20 protein-coding genes and 2 pseudogenes are annotated in these 23,335 nt (G+C 71.8%); 12 read left to right on the forward strand and 10 right to left on the reverse strand.

From position 1 onward, the window contains the following. The 4 genes and pseudogenes from LIU39_RS31975 to ectB form a co-directional block, all read left to right on the forward strand. A pseudogene (locus LIU39_RS31975) lies at positions 1-525 on the forward strand (hypothetical protein); the annotation flags it as partial. Positions 526-564: 39 nt separating this feature from the next. Next, positions 565-1,296, forward strand: a complete 732-nt coding sequence (locus LIU39_RS31980) for a hypothetical protein (RefSeq protein WP_227050448.1) — start codon at positions 565-567, stop codon at positions 1,294-1,296. A gap of 11 nt (positions 1,297-1,307) precedes the next feature. Beyond that, positions 1,308-1,658, forward strand: a complete 351-nt coding sequence (locus LIU39_RS31985) for a cupin domain-containing protein (protein ID WP_227050449.1) — start codon at positions 1,308-1,310, stop codon at positions 1,656-1,658. Between the two features lie 61 nt (positions 1,659-1,719). After that, on the forward strand, positions 1,720-2,988 hold the full coding sequence (gene ectB / locus LIU39_RS31990; RefSeq protein WP_227050450.1) for a diaminobutyrate--2-oxoglutarate transaminase: 1,269 nt from the start codon (positions 1,720-1,722) through the stop codon (positions 2,986-2,988). Between the two features lie 7 nt (positions 2,989-2,995). Here ectB and LIU39_RS31995 read toward each other — a convergent pair whose 3' ends face one another. Further along, positions 2,996-3,559: a CGNR zinc finger domain-containing protein gene (locus tag LIU39_RS31995; RefSeq protein ID WP_227050451.1), complete on the reverse strand. Its 564-nt coding sequence runs from the start codon at positions 3,557-3,559 to the stop codon at positions 2,996-2,998. A 113-nt stretch (positions 3,560-3,672) separates the two neighbouring features. Here LIU39_RS31995 and LIU39_RS32000 point away from each other — a divergent pair, with 113 nt between their 5' ends. Then, a complete protein-coding gene (locus LIU39_RS32000; protein WP_227050452.1) occupies positions 3,673-4,989 on the forward strand; it encodes an APC family permease in 1,317 nt (438 codons plus the stop codon). Positions 4,990-5,688: 699 nt separating this feature from the next. Continuing rightward, positions 5,689-6,402: a LuxR C-terminal-related transcriptional regulator gene (locus tag LIU39_RS32005; RefSeq protein WP_227050453.1), complete on the forward strand. Its 714-nt coding sequence runs from the start codon at positions 5,689-5,691 to the stop codon at positions 6,400-6,402. A 30-nt stretch (positions 6,403-6,432) separates the two neighbouring features. Here LIU39_RS32005 and LIU39_RS32010 read toward each other — a convergent pair whose 3' ends face one another. The 5 genes from LIU39_RS32010 to LIU39_RS32030 all read right to left on the reverse strand — a co-directional run bounded on the left by LIU39_RS32010 (position 6,433) and on the right by LIU39_RS32030 (position 14,185). Next, positions 6,433-7,164, reverse strand: a complete 732-nt coding sequence (locus tag LIU39_RS32010; RefSeq protein ID WP_372464126.1) for a pyridoxamine 5'-phosphate oxidase family protein — start codon at positions 7,162-7,164, stop codon at positions 6,433-6,435. A gap of 995 nt (positions 7,165-8,159) precedes the next feature. Continuing rightward, complete coding sequence (locus tag LIU39_RS32015; protein ID WP_227050454.1) at positions 8,160-9,446, reverse strand: MFS transporter; 1,287 nt, start codon at positions 9,444-9,446, stop codon at positions 8,160-8,162. A 53-nt stretch (positions 9,447-9,499) separates the two neighbouring features. Continuing rightward, a complete protein-coding gene (locus LIU39_RS32020) occupies positions 9,500-10,642 on the reverse strand; it encodes an amidohydrolase family protein (RefSeq protein WP_227050455.1) in 1,143 nt (380 codons plus the stop codon). Beyond that, positions 10,642-12,042, reverse strand: a complete 1,401-nt coding sequence (locus tag LIU39_RS32025; RefSeq protein ID WP_227050456.1) for a type I glutamate--ammonia ligase — start codon at positions 12,040-12,042, stop codon at positions 10,642-10,644. Before LIU39_RS32025 ends, LIU39_RS32020 begins: the two co-directional genes overlap by 1 nt. Before the next feature lie 79 nt (positions 12,043-12,121). After that, the gene (locus tag LIU39_RS32030) at positions 12,122-14,185 is read right to left on the reverse strand and encodes a SpoIIE family protein phosphatase (RefSeq protein WP_227050457.1); all 2,064 of its coding nucleotides are present in this window, start codon (positions 14,183-14,185) and stop codon (positions 12,122-12,124) included. A 193-nt stretch (positions 14,186-14,378) separates the two neighbouring features. On the opposite strand from LIU39_RS32030, the gene LIU39_RS32035 reads away from it, so the two are divergent. The 4 genes from LIU39_RS32035 (at position 14,379) to LIU39_RS32050 (ending at position 17,731) form a co-directional block, all read left to right on the forward strand. Continuing rightward, on the forward strand, positions 14,379-15,239 hold the full coding sequence (locus tag LIU39_RS32035) for a TetR/AcrR family transcriptional regulator (protein WP_227050458.1): 861 nt from the start codon (positions 14,379-14,381) through the stop codon (positions 15,237-15,239). Positions 15,240-15,368: 129 nt separating this feature from the next. Then, the gene (locus LIU39_RS32040) at positions 15,369-16,262 is read left to right on the forward strand and encodes a beta-keto acid cleavage family enzyme (protein WP_227050467.1); all 894 of its coding nucleotides are present in this window, start codon (positions 15,369-15,371) and stop codon (positions 16,260-16,262) included. A gap of 42 nt (positions 16,263-16,304) precedes the next feature. Then, positions 16,305-17,276 carry a 3-hydroxyacyl-CoA dehydrogenase NAD-binding domain-containing protein gene (locus LIU39_RS32045; RefSeq protein ID WP_227050459.1) on the forward strand — a complete coding sequence of 324 codons (972 nt, stop codon included), beginning with the start codon at positions 16,305-16,307 and terminating at the stop codon, positions 17,274-17,276. After that, the gene (locus tag LIU39_RS32050; RefSeq protein ID WP_227050460.1) at positions 17,273-17,731 is read left to right on the forward strand and encodes a thioesterase family protein; all 459 of its coding nucleotides are present in this window, start codon (positions 17,273-17,275) and stop codon (positions 17,729-17,731) included. Before LIU39_RS32045 ends, LIU39_RS32050 begins: the two co-directional genes overlap by 4 nt. Before the next feature lie 122 nt (positions 17,732-17,853). On the opposite strand, the gene LIU39_RS32055 is transcribed toward LIU39_RS32050, so the two are convergent. Genes LIU39_RS32055 through LIU39_RS32070 form a run of 4 tightly spaced genes read right to left on the reverse strand, consistent with a single transcriptional unit; the run spans position 17,854 to position 22,098 of the window. Next, positions 17,854-18,924: an acyl-CoA dehydrogenase family protein gene (locus LIU39_RS32055; RefSeq protein ID WP_227050461.1), complete on the reverse strand. Its 1,071-nt coding sequence runs from the start codon at positions 18,922-18,924 to the stop codon at positions 17,854-17,856. Continuing rightward, the gene (locus tag LIU39_RS32060) at positions 18,921-20,084 is read right to left on the reverse strand and encodes an acyl-CoA dehydrogenase family protein (RefSeq protein ID WP_227050462.1); all 1,164 of its coding nucleotides are present in this window, start codon (positions 20,082-20,084) and stop codon (positions 18,921-18,923) included. The genes LIU39_RS32055 and LIU39_RS32060 overlap by 4 nt, the downstream gene beginning before the upstream one ends. Before the next feature lie 42 nt (positions 20,085-20,126). After that, positions 20,127-20,918 carry an enoyl-CoA hydratase/isomerase family protein gene (locus LIU39_RS32065; RefSeq protein WP_227050463.1) on the reverse strand — a complete coding sequence of 264 codons (792 nt, stop codon included), beginning with the start codon at positions 20,916-20,918 and terminating at the stop codon, positions 20,127-20,129. Between the two features lie 28 nt (positions 20,919-20,946). After that, entirely contained in the window at positions 20,947-22,098 is a 1,152-nt protein-coding gene (locus LIU39_RS32070; RefSeq protein ID WP_308409442.1) for a CaiB/BaiF CoA transferase family protein, read from the reverse strand. Positions 22,099-22,249: 151 nt separating this feature from the next. Between LIU39_RS32070 and LIU39_RS32075 the strand changes: the two genes are divergently transcribed. Next, positions 22,250-23,191 carry a LysR family transcriptional regulator gene (locus LIU39_RS32075; protein ID WP_227050465.1) on the forward strand — a complete coding sequence of 314 codons (942 nt, stop codon included), beginning with the start codon at positions 22,250-22,252 and terminating at the stop codon, positions 23,189-23,191. 18 nt (positions 23,192-23,209) lie between these two features. Further along, a pseudogene (locus LIU39_RS32080) lies at positions 23,210-23,335 on the forward strand (hypothetical protein); the annotation flags it as partial.

The following is a 23,335-nucleotide window of genomic DNA, read 5'->3' on the forward strand; positions in this document are numbered from 1 at the left end:
GTCCTGCTGGCCGCACCGTCGGCCGGCACGGACGGTGCGGTCGCCGGGCTCGCCCTGCCGGATCGGGGCGGCAGCAGTCCCGGCCGGGTGACGGCCGCCGCGCTGGCGGTCGCGGCCGCGGTGTTCGCCGCGCGCAACGTCCGCACCGCCGCGCGGCTGGCCGCCCACCTGACCGCGGGCCCTGGCCACAGCGCACGCGCGGTGGGGGTGGCGTCGGCCGCGGTGGCAGCCGTCGCGGCCGCCGGGGTGCTCCTGGTCCGCGGCGGGGCGTTGGCCGCGACCGATGTGCTCGCCGTGCCCAACGCCATGGCCTGCGCCGTGTTCCTGACCGCCGCCTGCGCGGCCGTCGCCGTCACCACCGGGGCGCGGCGCGCACTCGGCGTGGCCGCCGTCGCCGTGTACCTGCCGCTGCTGCCCTTCCTCGGCGTGGCCGTGCTCGTCCCCCTGGCCGTGCTGGGCGTCGCCGTGGGCTCCGCCGTCCTCGCCGCGCACCGTGGCCGCGCCCACCCGCCCGGCCTGTCGTGATCCCTGCCCGCGCTCCCCGCACTCCCCGGAGGAAATCCCATGCCCCTGCTGTCCCGTGGCGGGTTCGACCAGTTCGAGGCCACCGCAAGCGGCCCGGCCGCCGACGAGTACGGCCTGACCGGGCCGCAGCCGTTCACCGTCCTGCGCGAGGTCACCCGCGCCCTGCAGCCCGTCCCCCTGACGTTCGCCTCGGCCACCGAGGAACGCGGCGTGCAGCTCACCCGGTTGAAGCTCACCCCGGGCAGCCGCGTGATGCTGCGCAGCGTCACGGATCCCGGCACGCCGCTGCACATCCTGTGCTGGTCCTGGGACCTCAGCGGGGACGCGCCGCTGGTCACCCCGGGCCCCGACGCGGATCTGTCGCGCTGGACGGCACCGCTGAACGGATCCGAACGCTTCCTGGATGACGCCCCGTTGGAGCTGGTGCCGCCCCGCAAGGTGGTCGGCTGCCGGTCGGTGCGCCTCATACTGTGGCAGTCAGGCCGGGTCGCCGATCCGGCGACCGTCACCGGTGAGGTGCGTGAGGCGCTGCGGCACAGCCGGCTCGCGAGCGTGCTCGCCACGCTCGCCTCGGGGGCGCCGACGACGATGATGACGGCGGTGGGGGTGCGGGAGGCCGCCGGGGAGCTGGGCCGCGAGATCGCGCCGGTGCTGCGCGCCCTGTGCGGCGATTACGTCGACTTTTTCGAGGGCTTCTACCCGGCGGCTCACGATACCGTCCGTTCCGACCATGTCAGCGGTTTCCACAGTGAGTTGTCGCTGCGGATGTGAAGGAGACAGGCATGCAGGACGGTCCGGAGTTCCACGAGTTCGAGCAACTGGTCAAGCGGGGGGACGCGGCCGGGCAGCGCTACCTGGAGTTCCTGCGGGGCCCGACCATGAGCGTCGGCCTCTACAGCCTGACGGTGGACGGCACGGACCCGCAACAGCCGCACGCCGAGGACGAGTTGTACATCGTGCTGGCCGGCCGCGCCACCGTCCACGCGGGCGACGCGAGCCGCCCGGTCGGCCCCGGATCCATCGTCTACGTACCGGCAGAGGTCCCGCACCGGTTCACCGACATCACCGAAGACCTCCGGGTCGCGGTGGTCTTCGCACCCCCCGAGAGCCGTCCCACGGGCGCGGCGGAATGAACCGCCGAAGCGCGCTGGGCCGCACCGCCACACCCCCCTTCTCATCGCCCAGGAGCCTGCCGTGGCCATTACTCCGCCAGATCTGACCGTCTTCGAGACCCTGGAGTCGGAGGTGCGCAGCTACTGCCGTGCCTGGCCCACCGTCTTCGACCGTGCCCGGGGCAGCCGCATGACCGACGAGGACGGTCACAGCTACCTCGACTTCTTCGTCGGCGCCGGAACCCTCAACTACGGCCACAACAACCCGGTGCTCAAGCGCGCCCTCCTCGACTACATCGAACGGGACGGCGTCACGCACGGCCTGGACATGTCCACCATGGCCAAACGGGCCTTCCTCCAGACCTTCCAGGAGGTCGTACTCGGGCCGCGCGACCTGCCGTACAAGGTGATGTTCCCGGGCCCGACCGGAACCAACGCCGTCGAGTCGGCGCTGAAACTGGCCCGCAAGATCAAGAGACGCACGCCGGTGGTCTCCTTCACCAACGCCTTCCACGGCATGACCCTGGGCGCGCTCGCGGTGACCGGCAACGCCTTCAAGCGGGCCGGCGGCGGCATCCCGCTCGTGCACACCACCCCGATGCCGTTCGACCGGTATCTCGACGACGGCGCCCCGGACTTCCGCTGGTTCGAGCGGATGCTGACGGACGGCGGCTCGGGGTTCGACCACCCGGCGGCGGTCATCGTCGAGACGGTCCAGGGCGAGGGCGGGGTCAACGTGGCCCGGCCGGAGTGGCTGCGGGAGCTGGCCGATCTGTGCGCGCGCCACGACATGCTGCTGATCGTCGACGACATCCAGATGGGCTGCGGCCGCACCGGCGGCTTCTTCTCCTTCGAAGCGGCCGGCATCGTGCCGGACATCGTCACGCTCTCCAAGTCGATCAGCGGCTACGGGCTGCCGATGGCGCTCACCCTCTTCAGGCGGGAGCTGGACGTGTGGTCGCCGGGCGAGCACAACGGCACCTTCCGCGGCAACAACCCGGCCTTCGTCACCGCCACCGCGGCGCTGCGGGCGTACTGGGCCGACGGGCAGCTGGAGAAGCAGACCGCCGCCCGCGGCGAGCAGATCGAGCAGGCGCTCGCGGCGATCTGCGCGGAGCACCCTGCTTCGGGCGCCCGGCATCGGGGCCGTGGCATGGTCTGGGGGCTGGAGTTCGCCGACCGGGGGCGGGCCACCGAGGTGTGCCGGCGGGCCTTCGCGCTCGGCCTGCTGACCGAGACCTCGGGGCCGGACAGCGAGGTCGTCAAGCTGATGCCCGCCCTGACCATCGGCACCGAGGAGCTGGACGAGGGACTGCGGACGCTCGCCAGCGCGGTACGGGACACCGCCTGACCTGCCGTCAGCGGTGCCGCCTGCGGTACGCACGCGTCTTCATGCGGTTCCCGCACAGCTCGGCCGAGCACCAACGGCCGCGTCCTGGCCGTGACTTGTCGTAGAAGACCCAGTGGCAGTCGGGCGCCTCGCACATCTTCAGCCGCCCCCAGACACCCGACGCGACGGCGCGCGAGGCGCACAGGGCGAGGCGTCCCAGCGCGCCCTCCGCGTCCGCTCCCGCCGGAACGAGGCCCGGCGGCTCCCCCGGGACCCCGCTGAGCCGGAAGCTCAGCCGGATGCCCTGCGGGGAGCCGCCGTCCGCCGCTTCCGGCTCCTCGTCGCGGCTCAGGGCGGCGCGCAGCTGCGCCCGCAGCCCGCGCGCGCGGGCGAGGTCGCGCGCGCTCACCGGGGAGTCGGCGGGGAGCAGGTCCTGGGTGTGCAGCCAGGCGGCCAGGGCCTGTGGCGTGGACAGCCGGTCGGCGCCGTGGAGCTGGATTCCGTACCGGATGAAGGTGCGCAGGTCGAGGGTGTTGAGGAAGGAGTGCAGCAGCGCGGCCTCGGGTGGTGGTGTGGTGCTTGTGGCGTCCATGAGCTGCCCCCACACGGAGTTTCGCGACACTTCTTATAGTCCATTGTAAGTGTTGACTTCCCATCCGCCAGGCTCCTAAGTTCTGCCTGGAGGAGTGCCTTGGAGGAGGAACGATGGCTCAGCCGTTACACCGCACCATCACGGTCACGCAGGGCATCGCCCTGTACGTGGGTGCCATCGTCGGCGCGGGCGTGCTGCTCCTGCCCGCGCTCAGCGCCACCCGCGCGGGACCGGCCTCGATCGTGGCCTGGGTCTTCGACGCCGCCCTGGGCATCCCGCTCGCCCTGACCTTCGCGGCGCTCTCCAGCCGCTTCCCCGACGCCGGCGGCGTGGCGACGTTCGTCACCAAGGCATTCGGCTCCGCGGCCGGCACCGTGGCCGGCTGGTTCTACTTCATCGCCTCCGCCACCGCGCAGACCCTGGTGGCGCTCACCGGCGCCTACTACGGCGCTTCCTACCTCGGCCTCTCGCGCGGCACGACGTTCCTCTTCGCCGGGGGCATCCTGGTCGTCGCCACGGTCGCCAACCTCCGCGGCATCAAGGTCAGCGGCCGGCTGCAACTCGTCTTCGCCGCGACCGTCTCCCTCATGCTGCTGGCCGCCCTCGTGGTGTCCGTGCCCCGGTTCACCGCCGCGAACTGGACTCCGTTCGCCCCGCACGGCATGTCCGAAGTGGGCGGCGTCGCCGTCGTCATCTTCTTCGCCTTCTTCGGCTGGGAGGCCATCACCCACCTCGCCGAGGAATTCCGCGATCCGGTACGGGACGTCCCGCGCTCCACGGTGATCGCCGTCGGCATCATCACCTTCCTGTACGTCGGCGTCGTCGTGGCGACGATCGGCACGAAGACCTATGGCTCCGACGACGTGAACCACACCGTCATCGCCCGGCTGCTGGCCAACGGAGTCGGCGGCCCGGTCGGGACGATGACCGCCGTGATCGCCATGCTGATCGCGCTGGGCACGGCGAACGCCTTCGTCGCCACCACGTCGCGGCTCGGCTACGCGCTGGCCCGGGACGGGGCGTTCCCCGCCCCGCTGGCCCGGGTGAGCCCGCGGGGCATCCCGGCGGTTTCCGTCCTCACGGTCGGCGGCTACGCGACGGCAGGACTGGTCGTCAGCTACTTCATGCACTGGGGCCCTGAGACGCTGCTGGTCGTGCCGAACTCACTCGTCATCATGACGTTCGTCGCCGCCATGGCGGCCGGGGTGCGGCTGCTGACCGGCACCCGGCGGGTGCTGGCCGTCATCGGGACCGTGCTGTGCCTGGTGCTCGTCCCGTTCAGCGGCGTCGTCATCCTCATCCCGGTGCTGATCGCGGTGCTGGCCCTGCTCTACCGGCGCTGGACCCGACGGCGGGCCGCCGGGCGGACGGCCCCGTCTGACGCGGGGCAGGAGGACGGCAAGGAGGCCACGGCGGTGCACCAGGAGTGAGCGGCGCCGGGCTCCGGCGGCCACCGGCAGACCGTTCGCGTCAGCAACCTCCGGCCCACGGGTCGGGCACCGGCCGAAGACACCCGGCCGGTGATCCGGTGGACTGTCCGATCGCCGGCCCGTCGTTCAGGAGCGGGAGTCCGGCTCCCCCGCCCCCGCCGCTTCTTCGGCCTCGTCAGCGGCCGGACGGATCACCGATAGTCGGAGACCGAGATTCCGGCACGCTCCGCGGAGACCGTGATGACGGAGCGTTCTCCCGGCCCGGCCCCGATACCGGGGAGATCCGGACGTATCCGCAGATCACCCGCGAGATTCTCCGGCCCGTGACGCGCCACCTTCAGACAATCCACCAAAACAGTAAGAAGGGCGCAACCAATCCATCGCCGTGAGGCATCTAGCGTATTGCCACAGCGGTGTGGAATATTCAGGGGCACCGCAGTCGCCCCAGCCACTCGGCCGGGATCCCTGGGCGAGGTGCATGGTGTTCCGAGACTGTCGCAGGTGTGCGCATGGGCAGGCCGCAGAGCGGGTACACGTGGGGGTGATCTTCGTCGCCGAACGAGCTGGCACACCGGACCATCGGCAGCATCAGCGGTAAATGCGTCCCGGCCCTCACGGTATTTACCCCTACAGCCTCAGAGGGCGCCGGGCGAATTCTGCACCACAGATATTTGCTCACGCGCCTGGGGAGCCGCAAACATGACGATTTGCACAGCCAGTCACACCCTCAAAAGGGACAAAGGCGAGGTTAAGCGCATCATCGTGTTCGACCAGAACGAATTGAGCAGAGCCGGCTTCACTTCGCTCATCAATGGTGAATCGAATCTCGTCGCGACGGAAGCGGACCACCGCACAACGGAATTGAGCAGCGTCATCAGACACCTGCGCCCCGATGTCATAGTCGTGGCCGCAACAGACCGCATACTCGACGAATTAAGGGGATTAACCGCGGCCGCCGCCACACTGCCCATCGTGGCATTCGCCGACCGGTGGAATCTGGAATCCGCAGTGGGTGCGCTCCGGCTCGGCGCACGTGGCCTGGGGGAGAAATCCGGCAGTCGCTCCATGATCACGACAGCCATCCACGCCGTCGCCGCCGGCGGGACATACCTCGCCCCTTCGGTGGCCGACCGGGTCATCGGCGCCGCACTCGACCAAGCCGTCGTGCCGGACACGGCGGTGCTGGCGAAGCTCGCCACACTCACCGACCGGGAGAGCCGGGTGCTGAACCTGCTGGCAGACGGCCTGGCCACGGCGGACATCGCGGAATCGCTCGCGGTCAGCTCAGCCACCGTCAAATCACACATCTCCCACATGCTGCGGAAACTCGGACTCCGGGACCGCGCGCAGGCCGTGGCGTTCGCCTACCGGTCCGGCCTGGCGAGCCGCGACGCCTGCCCCAGCGCCGCATGACGGGATTCCCCCTCCCCCTTTCACGCCGGCTCACCCCTCGGATTCGGCAATCGGGAGTGCGCCGACCACATCGGCGCACTCCCCTGCCCGGGTCATCTCCGAGATATGCGGCGGCATCTCGATATCCGCAGAAAGCAACGGATCCGGCTCCGGAATTCCCCTGACCGTACCGAGCGGAACCACCCCGGCCCATCGGTTCGTTGCACCGTCAGGACTGTCACCGTCATCCGGCGGTCCGGTGCGCGCCTTCACCGAAGCCTCCGAAAGGCTCAGCGCCAGCAGCGTCGTCGCGGCCGATTCCTTACGGCTCGGCCGACGCGCGTAATCCCACTGGCCCGGCGCGCACTGTTCGGTCACCGCGCGCAGGCCGGCCAGCTTTTCGTCGGGGTCGGTGACCACTCGCGGAACGCCATAGATCATGACGCTCCGGTAGTTGATGCTGTGCTCGAAGACGGAACGTGCCAGCACGATTCCGTCCACCTGCGTGACCGTTACGCACACCGGCGCATCCGGCGCCTCGACCAGGCTGCGGCTCGCGACGGAGCCATGCAGATAAAGGGTGTCGTCACCGACTCCGTAAACCGTGGGAACGACCATGGGGGCACCGTCGACCAGGACACCGAGATGGCATACAAAACCTGCCGCGAGAACCTCATCCAAATCAGCCCGCATGGTACGAACTTTCTCCCGGCCGCGACGCAGCCGCGTGCGATCAGTGACGGTCAGCTGCCCGTCGCCCGACCGGTCCGAGAGCTGGTTCACCCGTAATTCTCCTGACTGTGGATCCGAATTGTGCGGCACTGTCCCGAATCAGGTCGACATCGGACGGCGCTATGACGTGCGAACTGCGCATATGAAGCGTCGCCGAGCGGAACGATGCTAGCGCACTTCAGAATTCAAGGGAAGATCGCCTTTAATTGTGCGAGCACATGCGAAAAGAATCAGCCGTCTCGGCACCGGACGGACACCGCGATGACCGCGGCCCCTCTTGCGCAGGCCCCGGCACCGATGCCTCCCGCCCCGTCTCCCCCGCCCCGCACCGCCCCGGCACGCTCCACGCCGACAAGGACGACGACCACCCTCACCTGCGCCGACGGCTCCGGCAACGCGGCCTCACACCCCGCAGCACCCACAGCGGCACGGAATCCGCGCCACTGCGGTTCGGCCATCGCCGGGGTGGCCGAACACTCCCCGTTCCGGCTGCCCACCTGACGCCCCGACCCGGCGCTCTGCACACCAGCGCGCGCACTCGCGCCGTCCTCTGCACGAGCAACGCCCGCCCCTCGCCCGCCTTCTTCCGGCCGTGCGCCGACGCGTGCCCGCTCAGGACGCGGAATCCTTCACCGCCTTGACTCGAACACCAAATCATTCACCGAACCTTGGCCATCGCCATTCCACGCGTCTCTCCGGCCCGCGGCGAACGGCCGCTCGCCGCAGGCGCGGAAATCGGACATCGCATCCTGCTGCACCACCCGCCCCAATAACGGTCCGCCGAATAGCGCACCTCCGACGGAACGACCGTGAAGAAGCCGCGCCCCGGCGGGCTTTCGCCGGCGCCGCGGCCGCCCCCTCCCGAATTCCCGCCCTGTGCACGCCCGATGGGCGAGCAGGCGCGCGGGCCGGCCGCGTGGATGGCGGCATGAGGCTCGGCGGCCCGGCCGATGGCGCTCCCCCGCCCCCTCCCCCTCTCCCCCTACGGGGGAGGGGGCGGGGGGGGGTTCGGGGGTGGGGGGACAGCGCGTGCCGCGTTCACCCCCTCACGGCTGTGGATCCCGGGCGTCGTAGCGGGCGAAGGCGCGGCGGCCCAGGCCGAGGGCGGTGACCACCAGGACGCAGGCGAGGCCGCCGCCGATGACCGTGGTGGCGGGCGAGGTCAGGTCGGCCGCGGAGCCGGCGAGGAAGTCGCCGAGCCGGGGGCCGCCGGCGACCACGACGATGAAGACGCCCTGGAGGCGGCCGCGCATCTTGTCGGGGGTGGCGGCCTGGAGCATGGTGCTGCGGAAGACCATCGAGACGGTGTCGGCGCAGCCGGCGACGGCGAGGAAGAACAGTCCCGGCCAGAGGTGGCGGGAGAGGCCGAAGCTGGCGATGGCCGCGCCCCAGGCGCCGACGGCGATCAGGATGGCCAGGCCGTGCCGGCGGACGCCGCCCAGCCAGCCGGAGAACAGCCCGCCGAGTACGGCGCCGACGGCGGGCGCGGCGACCAGCAGGCCGACCGTCTTGGCGTCGCCTCCGAACCACAGTGCCGCGATGGCGGGGAAGAGGGCGCGGGGCTGGGCGAGGACCATGGCCGCCAGGTCGGTGAAGAACGTCATGCGCAGGTTGGGCCGGGTGGCGAGGAAACGCAGCCCGTCCAGGACGGAGGCCCGGCGGGGCGTTGTGGCGTCGTCGCCTTCCCCGTGGTCGGGACGCATGGCCGGCAGTCGCCACATCGCGTAGAGGGAGGCGCTGAAGGCGGCCACGTCGATCAGGTACGCGGCCTGGTAGCCCCACAGGCCGACGATGACGCCGCCGAGCATGGGGCCGCCCATCAGGCCGAGGTTGCTGGTGAGCGAGCTGAGGGCGTTGGCGGCCGGGAGCTGTTCGGTGGGCAGCAGCCTGGGGATCATCGACGTACGGGCGGGCGAGTTCATCGCGAAGCAGACGGCCTGGAGGGCGACGACGCAGTAGAGCAGCCAGACATGCCGGTAGTGCGCGAGCGCGGCGGCGGCCAGTACGACGGACATGACGGTGGCGCCTGCGGCGCTGTAGAGGCCGAGTTTGCGGCGGTCGACGGTGTCGGCGATGGCGCCGCCGTAGAGCCCGAAGACGACGAGCGGTACGAGGGAGCACAGGCCCACCAGGCCGACGGCGAAGGTGGACCGGGTGAGGGAGTAGACCTGGAGGGAGACCGCGAGGGCGGTCATCTGCTGGCCCATCCAGGAGACGGTGTTGCCGCACCACAGCCTGCGGTAGTCCGGTGAGCTGCGCAGCGGGGTCAGGTCGGCGAATATGCGGGGGCGCGGGGGCGCGGAGCCCTTCGTGGATGTGGGTGTAGGAGGCACGCGGAAGTAAAGCACGGGGGTGCCGCGCGTTCTTCCGGGTGGCCTGCGGTCGGTCAGCCGCCCGTGAGGCCGTACACGCGGCGGGAGTTGCCCGCCGCGATCATGGCGCCGACGCGGCGGGCATCGTCCTGCGACCAGGCTCCCGACGCGGTCCAGTCGCCGAGGACGGTGTGCAGGGCGGTGCGGAACAGGGCGCTGCCGACGGTGTACAGCTCCGGCAGGCCGTAGGCGTCGGTGGAGAAGAGGAGTTTGCCGAACGGGGCGAGTTCCAGGAATTCGGCGAGTACGGCGGTGGCGCGTGGTCCGGTGTGGGTGAGGGTCAGCCCGATGTCGGCGTACACGTGCGGGAAGACGCTCGCCAGGTAGGCGGCCTGGCGGTGGTACGGGTAGCAGTGCAGCAGGACGAGGTCGGTGCCGGTGTCGGTGGTGGCGCGGACGAAGTCGGTGAGCTGGGCGGGGTCGGCGTGGTCGAGGCGCAGGTCGGGATCGCCGAATCCGGTGTGGAGTTGGAGGGGGCGGCCGGTGGCGACGGCGAGGTGGAGGAGGTGGCGCAGCAGGGCCGGGTCGGTGAGCCGGGCGGGTCCTGCGGCCAGCCAGTCACGGGCCGCGGTGTGCAGGGTGTCGTGGGAGGGCGGCCTGGGGTCGAGGGCGAGGCCGTGGCGGTAGGCGGCGACGGTCTTGAAGGCGACGGCGTATTCGGCGGCCTTGCGTACGGCGCGGGCGAGGGTGTGGATGAACTCCTCGGCGTCCCGGGTGCCGGCCGCGACGTGTTCGGCGAGGGTTTCCAGGCGGACGACTTCGTGTCCGGTGCCGCCGCCGGCCGCTGCGGTTTCGGCGGGTCCTGTGAGGTTGCCGGGCAGTCCGGTGTCGAGGAGGTAGGCGCCGATGCCGGTGGCGGCCAGCAGCCGGCGGCGGGTCTCGTCCGGGCCCAGTTCGCGGCGGCGGGCGAGGTAGCGGTCGGGCGGGCAGTGCGGCGGGAGGCCGAGCAGGGGTGGGCACCAGCGGCGTACGGCGAAGCCGGTCTGGGTGTCGAAGAAGGTGGTGCCGGGGGCGGGCGGGCGGTCCGATTCGGTGAGGAATCCGGCGAATTCGGCGGGGTTCGGTGCGTGCCGGATGACACCGTGGCAATGGTGGTCCACCAGTGGCGGGAGGCCGTCGTCGGGTGCGGCGGCGGGCCCTGGGGTGTCCGCCGTCATCACCAGCGCCAGCGGGTGGCCGCGGCGATCTCGTCGGCCTCGCTGCCGGCGAACTGCGCTTCCTCGGCGCGGCGTACGGCGAGTACCGCGCCGTGCAGCACCTCGCCCATCGCGTCGCGGAGGGCGGCGGACTTCTCCAGGTGGTCGGTGGCGTCGGTGAGGGTGGCGGGGAGGCGGACGATGCCGCGCCTGCTGCGTTCGCGGACGCCGAGTGCGCCGGGGTCGCCGCTGACGGGATCGGGGAGCGGCGTGCCGGTTTCGATGCCGTGCAGGCCGGCGGCGATGACCGCGCCGACGGCGAGGTAGGGGTTGGCGGCGGCGTCGAAGGTCTTGATCTCGGCGTTGCCGCCGTCCGGGTCGTCGGGGGCGCCGGTGATCAGGCGCAGCGCCGCCTCGCGGTTCTCGACGCCCCAGCACTGGTAGACGCCGGCCCACTGGGAGGGCTGAAGACGCAGGTAACTGGCGGGTGAGGGGCAGCCGATGGCGAGCAGGGCGGGCAGGGCGGCGAGGATGCCGCCGAGGAAGGCGGCGGCGTCGGGGGCCAGGCCCAGGGCGGCGTCGGGTGTGCGGTGCAGGCTGTGGCCGTCGCGGTGCAGGCTGAGGTGGAGGTGGCAGCCGTTGCCGACCTGTCCTGCGACGACGGAGGGGGCGAAGGAGGCGCGCAGTCCGTGGCGTGCGGAGACGGCGCGGAGGGTCTCGCGGACCAGGACGACGTCGTCGGCGGCGCGTACCGGGTCGGCGGCGGCGGTGGACACCTCGAACTGGCCCGGGGAGTACTCGGGGTGGAGTTGGAGGACCTCGATGCCCTGGACGGTGAGCGCTTCGGTGATGTCGCGGAGGTAGTCGGAGAGTTCGACGATGCGCGTCATGCCGTAGGCGGGGCCTGCGCAGGGGTAATCGAGGGGGGTGTGCGGGTCGGTGGGGTGCGGTCCGCCGCCTTCCGGGGTGCGGGCCACGACCCATTCGGTTTCGAAGCCCATGCGCAGGCCGATTCCTGCGGCGGCGGCGCGGGCGGCCATCCGCCGGGCGAAGTCCCGCTGGCAGGCGGGGTGGGGCGTGCCGAGTTGGTCGTAGCGGTCGGCGGGGGCCCAGGCCCAGCCGGGCTGCGCGGCGAGTGCGGTGACGCGGTCGAGTACGGGGAAGAGCCGCAGGTCGCCGTCGGGTCCGCCGAGGTGGGGGGATTCGGTGATGGCGTCGTCGGAGGTGAACACGTCGAAGACCGGGGACATGCCGATGCCGCGTTCTGCCGCGTTGCCGATGCGGGCGGTGGGGACCGCTTTGACGCGTGCGATGCCCGCGTTGTCGATCCAGGTCACTGCGATGTTCCGGACCCCTTCGGCGTCCAGGTGTGCTGCCAATTGGCGGGCTTCCACGCGCTGTTCAGCTGGCCGCGATGCCATAGTGCCGTCCTCACTCGACCGTGCCGATTGCTCGGCGCCCGGCCCCCGTCGTGCCGGACCGGCTGCACGGCCTGTCCGGTCAGGGGCAGTTGAACTCGCACCATACGCATTTTCCGCTGCCGCGCGGTTCCACACCCCAGACGTCGGTCAGCCTGTCCACCAGCAGCAGTCCGCGTCCCGATACGCCGGCTTCGCCGGGCTCACGGCGCTTGGGGAGGTTGCTGGACGGGTCCTCGACCTCCAGGCGCAGCCGCCGTTCGGCGCCGTGGGGCATCTCCATGTGGACGATGGCGGGGCCTTCGGTGTGCAGCAGGGCGTTGGTGATCAGTTCGTCGGCGACGAGCTCGATCTCTTCGGCGCGTTCGCGGGCACCCCAGGCGCGTACGGCGGCTCTGATCATGTGCCGGGCTGCGGAGAGTCCTTCGGGGTCGGCGGGGGAGATCTGCCGCTGGACGCGGCCGGCGATCTGATGGTGCGGGTCGCCGACGCGGCGCAGCAGGAGGAAGGCCATGTCGTCCTCGCCGGGGCACCGGTCGGCCAGTGTGCAGAGCCGGTCGGCGAGTTGCTGGACGTCCTGGGGGCCGTGCCGGACTTCGGCGGTCAGGTGCCGCAGTCCGTCGTCGATGTCGGTGCCCGGCACTTCGACGAGGCCGTCGGTGCACAGCAGCAAGGTGTCACCGGGCGCGAGGTGCACGGTGGTGACGGGGTAGTCCAGACGGGTGAATTCGGCGGAGATGCCGAGGGGCAGTCCGCCGGCGACCGGGAGTCTGCGGCAGATGCCTTCGGCGTGCCGCAGCAGCGGGTCGATGTGTCCGGCGCGGACGAAGCGGGCGGCGCCGGTGCTGAGGTCGGCGTCGACGTAGACGCAGGTGGCGAAGCGGTCGGTGTCGAGTTCTTTGAGGAAGGCGGAGGCGCGGGCCATGACGGTGGCCGGTGAGTGGCCTTCGGCGGCGTAGGCACGCAGCACGATCCGCAGCTGGCCCATGAGGGCGGCGGCCTGGGTGTCGTGGCCCTGGACGTCGCCGATGACGGCGCCGACCCGTCCGTCGGGCAGCGGGATCACGTCGTACCAGTCGCCGCCGATGTCGCGGCCGAGGCGGGCGGAGCGGTAGCGGACGGCGATCTGGGCGCCGGGGACGCCGGGGATGCGGCGCGGCAGCATGGCCTTCTGGAGGCCGGCGGCGAGTTCGTGTTCCTGGTCGTAGAGCATGGAGCGGGCCAGGCTCTGGGCGATGCTGCTGCCGAGGGCGACCAGGAGGTTGCGTTCCTGGTCGCGGAAGGCGCTCTCGCGGCGGTAGAAGAGGCCGATGACACCGATCGTGCGGCCCTGGGCGATCAGCGGGAGGTAGGCGGCGGAGCCGATGTTCAGCGGCTCGATGGCCGGCCAGAGGCGGGGGTAGCAGGCGGCGAATTCGGCGCGGTCGGCGATGAAGCGGGGTGCGAGGGTGCGGACGACCTCGCTCATCGGGAATTCGTCGCCGACGCGGGTCAGTCCGTGGTCGGGGATGAAACTGCCCGCCTTGCCTTCGGAGACCAGCCGGATCCGGCCGGCTTCGACGAGTCCGAGGATGATGTTCTCGGCGCCGAGCCGGCTCAGGCCCTGTTCGTCGGCGAGTACGGCGATGACGTCCTGGACGGTTCTGGCGTGGGCGAGTGCGGCGGTGGTGCGCTCGACGACGCTGTTGTGCCGGCGGCGTTCCTCGTCGGCCGCGAGGCGTTCGGCCGCCTGGGTGTATTCGTCGCCCGCGTCGCGGACGACGCCGATGATGCGGCGCGGTCTGCCGGATGCGTCCCTGCGGATGCTGCCCTGGCTGTGGGCCCAGTGCAGCGCGCCGTCGCGGTGGCGGATGCGGAAGTAGGCGCCGTAGGAGTTGCTGCCGTCCTTGAGGGCGCGGGCGACGAGGGCGTCGAGGCGGGCGGCTTCGGTGGGCGGGACGCGGTCGGCGAGGGTGGCGGGGCGGTCGTCGTAGGTGTCGGGTGGCATGTCGAACAGCTCAAGTGCGGGCGGGTCCAGGTGCAGTCGCCCGCTGTCGAGGTCCCAGTCGAAGCCGCCCATGCCGTTGAGGGCCAGGGTCAGGTCCGGGTGGGCGGGCCAGTCGTCCGGCACCGACACGGTGGGACGCTTCGCTCCCCGGTCAGCCATGCCGTCACTTTGCCACATACGCCCGGTTTGCGGAGTCCCGGCCGCCTCTCGCACCCCCGTCGCCCCACGCCTGACTCGCTCATCAGTTGATGCGCAACACCAGGCCACAAAAAGGGCATGAACAGGCACTTTCCTCCCTTCACGCACCCTGGGGCGTTGCGATGTTCTCAACACGCTGTTACGGTCCCGGACCATGAAGGAAGACCCCGGGGCCCGGGTCGCCGACGAGGCGGGCGCCCTCACGGAACGTGTCCGGCAGGTGATCGACGGTCTCGGCTGCAGCCGCCGCGAGTTCGCCCGCCGGATCGTGATGGACCCCTCGAAGCTGTCCAGGTCGCTGAGTGGCAGCCGGCGGTTCACCGTCGCCGAGATCGTGCGGATCGCCGATATCGCGGGGGTGGACGCGGGCCGGCTGCTCGGTTCGCCGGAGCGTCCCGCGCCGCCGCAGGACCGCGGCCCGGTGCACGTCCCGGAGGGCGGCAGGCCGCTGCAGATCGTGCGGGAGACCGTGCGGCTGATCGCCGAGCACGGCTTTCACGAGGTGCGGGTCGCCGACATCGCCGCGGCCTGCGGCACCAGCACCGCCGCGGTGCACTACCACTTCCCCGGCCGCGACGAGCTGCTGGAAGCCGCCGTCCGCTGGTGCATGGACGAGGACACCGCCCGCCGCGCGGCGGGCCTGGCCGAGGCGACCGACGCCCGCGCGGAGCTGCTGCACCTGATCGCGCTGCAGACGCCGCGCACCGCGCAGCAGCGACGCCAGTGGCTGGTGTGGCTGGACCTGTGGGCGCAGGCCGCCCGGTCCACCGCCGTCGGCCGGCTGCACGAGCACTACTACCGGCAGTGGCGCACCACCGTCGCCGACGTGCTGCGTCGCGGCATCACCCAGGGCGTCTTCCGCCCCGTCGAACCGGAGTCCACCGCGCTGCGGCTGACCGCCCTGATCGACGGCCTGGCCACCCAGGTACTGGCCACCGCGCCTGACAGCACGACCCCGGACACCATGCACGCCGCACTGCTCGCCTTCGTGACGAGCGAACTGGCCGCGGACTGAAGGACCTTGAGGGGCGCACACCCGGGCCCGTACGCCTGTGGCGTGCGCGCCTCCGGGCCCGGCGCGCCCCGTCCGGCCCGCTTCCGCCCTCCGCCCCTCCCCCGCCCGACCGGGCCACCACCGAAGGGAATCCCCGTGAACAACGAGGTCATCATCACCTGCGCGCTCACCGGCGCGGGCGACACCGTCAGCCGCTCCCCGCACGTCCCCGTGACGCCGGAGCAGATCGCCACGTCGGCCGTGGAGGCGGCGTCCGCCGGTGCCGCGGTCGTGCACATCCACGTCCGCGACCCCGAGACCGGCGCGCCCTCGCGTGACCCGCGGCTCTACGCGGAGGTCGTCGAGCGGGTCAAGGAGACCGGCACCGACGTCATCATCAACCTCACCGCCGGCATGGGCGGTGACCTGGTCATCGACCCGGAGAACCCGCTCACCAGCCTGCCCGGCACCGATCTCGTCAGCGGCCTGGAGCGGCTGCCGCACGTCGAGGAGCTGCTGCCCGACATCTGCACGCTGGACTGTGGCTCGCTCAACTTCGGCGACGGCTCCAACCTGTACGTCTCCACCCCCGACATGCTGCGGGCCGGCGCCAAGCGCATCCAGGACCTGGGCGTACGGCCCGAGCTGGAGATCTTCGACACCGGCCAGCTGTGGTTCGCCAAGCAGTTGCTGGCCGAGGGACTGCTGGACGACCCGACCGTCTTCCAGCTGTGCATGGGCGTCCCGTGGGGTGCTCCCGCCGACCCCGGTGTGCTCCAGTCGATGGTCAACATGCTGCCCGACGGCGCGCAGTGGGCGAGCTTCGCGCTGGGCCGGATGCAGATGCCGTGGGTGGCGCAGTCGATCCTGCTCGGCGGCAACGTCCGGGTCGGCCTGGAGGACAACCTCTACCTGAGCAAGGGCGTCAAGGCGACCAACGGCCAGCTGGTCGAACGCGCCGTGCAGATCACCGAGCTGCTGGGCGCATCGGTCGCCACCCCCGACCAGGCCCGCGCCCGGCTCGGCCTCAAGCCCCGCGGCTGACCTCAACCGCCCACCGCATCCTCTGACTTGGAGTTCCGCCGCATGTCCGACACCACCCCCGCACCCTGCGCCCCCGAGGACGTCCGCCGCATCGCCTGCATCGGCGCCGGCGTCATCGGCGGCGGCTGGGTGGCACACTTCCTCGCCCGCGGCTACGACGTCACCGCCTGGGATCCGGCCGCCGACGCCGAGGAGAAGCTGCGCCGTCTGGTCGCCGCCGCCTGGCCCGCACTGGAGCAGATCGGCCTCGCCGACGGCGCCTCGCAGGACCGGCTGACCGTCGCGCCGACCCTCGCCGAAGCGGTCGCCGACGCACAGTTCGTCCAGGAAAGCGCCCCGGAGAAGCTGGAGTTGAAGCGTTCGCTGCTCGCCGAGCTGGACGCCGCGACCCCGCCCGGCGTGGTGATCGCCTCCTCCACGTCCGGCTACCCGATGACCGACATGCAGACGGACGCCGCCACCCCGTCCCGGCTCGTCGTCGGCCACCCCTTCAACCCGCCGTACCTCATCCCGCTGGTCGAGGTCGTCGGCGGCGAGCGGACCGGCGCGGACGCGGTGGCGTGGTCCTCCCGCTTCTACGACGTGGCCGGCAAGTCCGTCATCACCATGGACCGTGAGCTGCCCGGCTTCATCGCCAACCGCCTCCAGGAGGCGCTGTGGCGCGAGGCGCTGCACATGGTCGCCAACGGCGAGGCGTCCGTCGAGGACATCGACGCGTCGATCACCGAGGGCCCCGGGCTGCGCTGGGCGTTCATGGGCCCCTGCCTGACCTTCGCGCTGGCCGGCGGCGAGGGCGGGATGGCGCACATGCTCGACCACTTCGGCCCGTCGCTGAAGTCGCCGTGGACCCGCCTGGAGGCCCCCGAGCTGGACCGGAAGCTGCGGGACGCCATGGTCGACGGCTGCGAGGAGGCGGCCGGCGACCGTACGTACGCGGATCTGGTCGCCGAGCGTGACCAGGGCGTCATCGACGTGCTGCGGGCCACCGGCCGCCTGGGAGGCACCGCGCGATGACGGCTCCGCTTCCCCTCTTCCGGCAGACGGTCCAGGACGACTGGATCGACTACAACGGCCACCTGAGCGAGGCGTACTACGTCCTGGTCTTCGGCTTCGCGACGGACGCGCTGATGGCGGACGCGGGCCTGGACGCCGGCTACCGCGCCCGCACCGGGTGCTCGCTCTACACGGTCGAGGCCCACGTCCGCTATCTCGACGAGGTGGCGCGCGGCAGCGAACTGACCGTCCGCACCACGGTGTTGGGGGCAGACGCGAAGAAGGTGCGGTTCCTGCACGAGATGTTCGTGGGTGACCCCGACGGCGATCCGGTGGCCACCGAGGAGCTGTTCGCGCTGCACGTCGACCAGGGCGCCGGGCGAGCGGCGCCGCTGCCCGGCACGGCGCGGTCCCGCCTCGCCGGGCTCGTCGCACCGGCGCCCGCGTGGGCGGGGCGGGGCATCCGGGAGGTCTAGGTCCTGGGTGTCCGATGGGCCGGGCCCACGTCGGCCCATCGGACACACCCGAGGGGCCGACGTGGCTCGCCCACCGTTCGCTGACGGCTCCACAGCCGGCCCGATGTGGGTGGGCGGCCGGGTCAGCTGCCGGTCACCAGCGGCCACAGCCGGTCGCTGTCGCCTTCCACCACACGCCGCCCGACCCGCCGGTACCAGACCTGTTCATCGCCGTCCTCGTCGCGCCAGGACCACAGGCGGGTGGTGGACAGGTGGAGCGGGCTGAGTTCGGTGAAACCGATCGCGCCCTGAAGCTGGTGGGCGATACGGGTGATCTCGGCCACCGAGGCGGAAGCCTGCGCGGCGGCGATCCAGCCGGCGAACTCGGCGGCGTCCGGATCGGCCAGGGCGGTGCCCGCCGCCTCGACGGCCGCCGCGATCAGGGCCGCCTCCTCGACCAGCTTGGCCTCCTCCTGCTTGACCGCCTGAAAGTGGCTCAGCGGGCGGCCGAACTGCACGCGAGATGCGGTATGGGCCACCGTCAGTTCGACGCAGCCGCGCGCCGCGCCGGCGATCAGGGCGGCCCGTGCCAGGCCGGAACGCCACTCCGCCTCCCGGACCAGTGCGGCCGGAACCCGGCGAACCCGCTCGGCAGGGACGGCCACGTCGACCAGGACGAGTTCGTCCCTGGGCTCGCCCGCCAGGTTGACGCCCTCGACCTGCCGGCACTCGGCGGTTTCGAGGAGGAGGAGCACCGGCCCTCCGGACGGCCCCTCGGTCAGTACGGCCACGGCGTCGGCGGCGCGGGCCCACGGCACACGGCTCAGGGTGCCGCTGACGCGCACCGCGTCGTCGGTGCCGCACGCGCCCAGAGGTCCGACCTTGCTGTCCGTGTTCACGTGGGTGAACCGTACGTCGAGCGGACCGGAGGCCACCGTGAGCGGCCCGTCCGGGACGGCGAGACCGGCCGCGGCCAGCAGCGGGCGCGCGACGAGCAGCGTCTCGGCAAGCGGGGCCCAGGTGCTGCGGTAGCCGGCCTCGCACGCCAGAGCCACCAGGACGGCCGGGTCCGTGTCGAGCGGCGGCAGGGCATCGGCATCGCGCAGCGCGCGCCACACCGACCGGGCGGATTCGGCGGGCCACTCCCGGGCGTTGCTCTCATGCGGTCCGGCCAGCACGGCGGCGGCGCGCGTGAAGAGGGATTCGGCGCTCATGAGGACAGCTCCAGACCTCGGGTGATGATGCCACGCAGGATTTCGTTGGTGCCGCCGCGCAGCGTGTACCCCGGCGAGTGCAGGATCGCCGCGGCGAGCAGTTCGGGGAAGCTGCCGCGCGTGGCGTCGAAGCGGGCGGCGACCGGCAGGATCTCGCGGACCTCGTTGACGAGTTCGCCCTCGAAGCGGGTTCCGAGGTCCTTGACCAGTGCGGCTTGCACGTCGGCCGGCCGGCCGGCCTCCAGGGCGGCGGCCACGCCCAGCGACAACTGCCGGATCGAGGACAAGCGCGCGGTGAGACGGCCCACGCGGGCGTGCTGGTCCGGGCTGCATCCGGTCCGCTGCAACTGCCGCACGAGCGCGATCAGGAGCGGCAGCGTGGACAGGAAGCGCTCCGGCCCGCTGCGTTCGAGTGCCAGTTCCCCGGTGACCTGCTGCCAGCCGTCACCGGGGCGGCCGAGCAGCGCGTCGGCGGCGAGCTCGACGCCTTCCAGGTGGAAGTAGTTGAAGGTGTGCTCACCGCTGAGCAGACGGATCGGCTCGACCCGGACGTGCGGATCGCGCAGGTCGACGATGAACTGACTCAGCCCGGCGTGGCGGTCCTCGGCCTCTTCGGTGCGGGCGAGCACGATCGCGTAGTCGTTGATGTGCGCGCCGCCCGTCCACATCTTGGTACCGGTCAGCCGCCAGCCGCCGTCGGTCCGCTCCGCCCGGGTCTGCACCGAGGCCAGGTCCGAACCGCTGTTCTGCTCGCTCATTCCGATCGAGAAGAAGCACTCGCCGGCGGCGATCCTGGGCAGGAAGCGGCGCCGCTGCTCCTCGGTGCCGTGCCGCAGTATGGAGGGTCCGGCCTGACGGTCGGCGACCCAGTGGGCCGAGACCGGAGCACCGGCCGCCAGCAGTTCCTCGATGACGACATAGCGTTCGAGGTTGCCACGCCCGCCGCCGCCGTACGTCCGTGGCAGGGCCATGCCGACCCAGCCGCGCTCTGCGAGGCGGCGGGTGAACGCGGGATCCCAGCCGGTCAGCCAGGAGTCGGGCCGGCCCAGGATGGTGCCGGCAGCGCGCTCCGCATCGAGGAAGTCGCGCACCTCCTGCCGCAATCGCCGTGTTTCGGGGGGCAGTTGCACGGCCCCGGTGATGAGGGTGGAGAGAGTCATTCGGATACTCCTCACAGGTAGTGGTGCATGAGCGGTCGGCGGTCAGGCACCCGTGAAGTGCGGGGGGCGGTGCTCCTGGCGGGCCTGGACGCCCTCGCGGAAGTCGTCCGTGGTGGTCGTCACCGGCTGTGCGAGGGCCTCCCAGGTCAGCGCCTGTTCGACGGTGGGCTGCCCCTGGGCCAGGGCGCTCTTGGTCAGCCGGACCGCCAGCGGGGCGGCGGCGGCTATCTCGTCGGCCACGCCGAGCGCGGCCCGGAGGACCTGATCGGCGGGCAATGCCTCGTGCACCATGCCCATGGCCGCGGCTCGTGTGCCGCTCACCAGCCGTCCGGTCAGCAGCAGTTCCCGTGCGCGCGGCACTCCGACGGCCTCGGCGAGCAGTGCGGTGGTGGCCATCCCCGGGTGCAGGCCGAGCCGGACGAACGGCGCGCCCAGCTTCGCCCCCTCGGCGGCATAGCGCAGGTCGCAGGCGAGGGCCAGGGCCAGTCCTGCGCCCACCGCGTGGCCGTTGACGGCCGCCACGGTGGGGACGGGCAGATCCCGGATGGCCAGCCACGTCCGGTAGAAGGCCGACAGGTGGGCCCGAGCGCCGGGGAGGCCCTGACCGTGCCGGTCGGCGAGCTCTGCGAGGTCGGCTCCCGAGCAGAACGCGGGGCCGGTGCCGGTGACCACGACGGCGCGCAGGCCGGGGGTCTCGTGCAGGGACCTCATGGTGCGCTGCCACTGCGCGGTCAGCCGCCTGGTCATCGGATTGCGTTTGTCGGGGTTGTCGAAGGTGAGCACGGTGACACCGTGGGGCCGGTGCTCGACGCGCAGCGGTTCCTGCTCGCTCATGGTTTCCTCGATTCCGGGTGGTGCGGGCTCATGCGGACGGGCGGTGGCCGATCTCGGCGAACACCTCCTCGGTGTGCTCGCCGATCCGCGGGCAGTGTCGGTGCAGGCCGGCCGGAGTGGCCGAGAAGCGCACGGGCTGGCCGATGAGGTGGTAACTGCCCTCGGTGGGGTGCTCGGCTGCCTGGAGCAGGCCGCCTTCGGTGGCGTAGTCGCCGGCGGCGGCCTCGTCCAGGCTCAGCACCGGGGCCGCGGGAATGCTGGCCGAGTCGCAGAACTCCTGCCATTCGGCACTGGTGTGCAGGGCCGAGAACTCGCCTGCCAGTGCGTAGAGTTCGTCGGCGTTGCGGGCGCGGGCACCGAGCGAACCGAAGCGCGGCTCGTCGGCGAGTTCCGGGCGGCCGACGAAGGTGAAGTAGTCACGCCAGTTGCGGTCGCTGTAGGGCAGGATGCACATCCAGCCGTCCGCCGTGCGTGAGGCTTTGCGCTGGGAGCTGAGCGCCCGCGAGTAGCCGATCGGACCTTCCGGCGGGTCGAGGGTCGCCGCTGCCAGGTGCTCGACCAGATTGAAGGCCAGCATGGTGTCGGCCATCGGGACCTCGACGTGCTGCCCCTGGCCGGTGCGGTCACGATGGTGGAGCGCGGCGAGCACCGACTGCACGATCACCAGACCGCACACCTTGTCGGCGACCACGGTGGGGACGAAGTACGGTACGCCGCTGACCTGTTCGTTCAGCCACACCAGGCCGGTGGCCGCCTGCACGATGTCGTCATAGGCCGCGCGTCCGCCGAGCGGGGAGTCGCTGCGGAAGCCCTGGGCGTTCAGGTAGACCAGGCCGGAGTTGACGGCCGCCACGTCCTCGTAGCCCAGGCCGAGTCGCGCAAGAGCCTGCGGGCGGATGTTGGTGATGAACACGTCCGCCGTCGCGGTCAGGGCGAGCAGCGCGTCGCGGCCGCCCGGGGCTTTGAGGTCGATCGCGGCGCTGCGCTTGTTGCGGTTGAGGTTGAGCGCCGCCGCGCCCATACCGGGACTGCGGGTCGGCGGGTAGTGGCGGGTCACGTCACCGGCCGGCGGTTCGACCTTGATCACATCCGCCCCGAGATCCCCGAGCTGCTGCGCCGCGTAAGGGCCCATGATCACGCCCGCCAGCTCGACCACCCGCACGCCGTTCAGCGGTCCCACGCCACCGGTCTCTTTCTGTCCTGCCGACATGGCACGTCTCCGATTTCCCTCGGGGCCGGCTTCGCGCACCGGACCATTGACAGCCAGTCAAATCCCCCTCGCTCCATATCGTCCAATACTTCTTTCCCCCTTGTTCCATATGCTTTGCCATATGGAACTGACCCAGCGCATCCTCCAGCAGTTCGTCGTGCTGGCCGAGGAACAGCACTTCGGCCGCGCCGCCGAGCGGCTCACCATGCGGCAGCCGCCGCTCAGCCAGGCGATCCAGCGGCTGGAGAGCGGCCTCGAAGTCGCCCTCTTCGAACGGACCTCGCGCGGCGCACGGCTCACCCCGGCCGGCCGCGCGTTCGCCGAAGACGCCCGGCGGCTGCTCGAAGCACAGGCCGCCGCCGTCGACCGGGCCCGGCGGATCGCGAGCGGCCACGAGGGCGAGCTCCGGCTCGGGTTCATCAGCAGCCTCGGCTTCGACTTCCTGCCGCGCCTGCTGCGCCGCTCCCACGCACAGCTGCCCGGTCTGCGGCTGCACCTGACCCAGCGCCCCTCCGCGGAGCTGGTCGACATGCTCCGCACCGGGACGCTCGACCTCGCCCTGGTCCGTCTCCCGGTCAGCGGCACGGAACGCCTGACCGTCCGGCACATCGGTGTGGAACGGCTGGTCGCGGTCCTCCCCGAACACCACCCGCTCACCGCCAAGCCCTCCCTCGATCTGCGCGAGCTCTCCGAGCAGGAATTCGCGGTCCCCAAACCCGGCGCCCTCCCCGGGCTCGCCCAGCAGGTCACGCTCGCCTGCGCTCAGGCCGGCTTCACCCCCCGGGCACTGGGCCAGGCAGACGACCTGCCGGGGCTGCTCAGCTATGTCGCCGCCGGCCTGTGCCTGGCGCTCGCCCCCGAGCAGGTGCGCTCACTGGGGATTCCCGGTGTGACCTACCGCCCGCTGCGTGGCGACTCTCCCCACCTGGAAACCGCGGTCGCAGCCGTCCACCGCCCGGATGGCCCGGACGCCGCCGTACAGCAGGTCCTGAGCGTGTTCGCAGCCACCGGCCTGCCGGACAGCCGCAGGCCGGAGATCAGGCCGGCCACTCCCCCCGCCTAGCCAGGGCCACTCCGGCGGTGCCCGGTGCCCGGCTACGACCGGCACTTCGCGCTCTGCGAGCGGTTCGGGATCGACATGATCCCCGTGCCGATGACCGCCGAAGGCCCGGACATGGACGTCGTGGAGCGGCTCGTCGCCGATGAC

It is taken from the genome of Streptomyces pinistramenti, from assembly GCF_020564935.1.
In the GTDB taxonomy this organism is placed as follows: Bacteria; Actinomycetota; Actinomycetes; order Streptomycetales; family Streptomycetaceae; genus Streptomyces; species Streptomyces pinistramenti.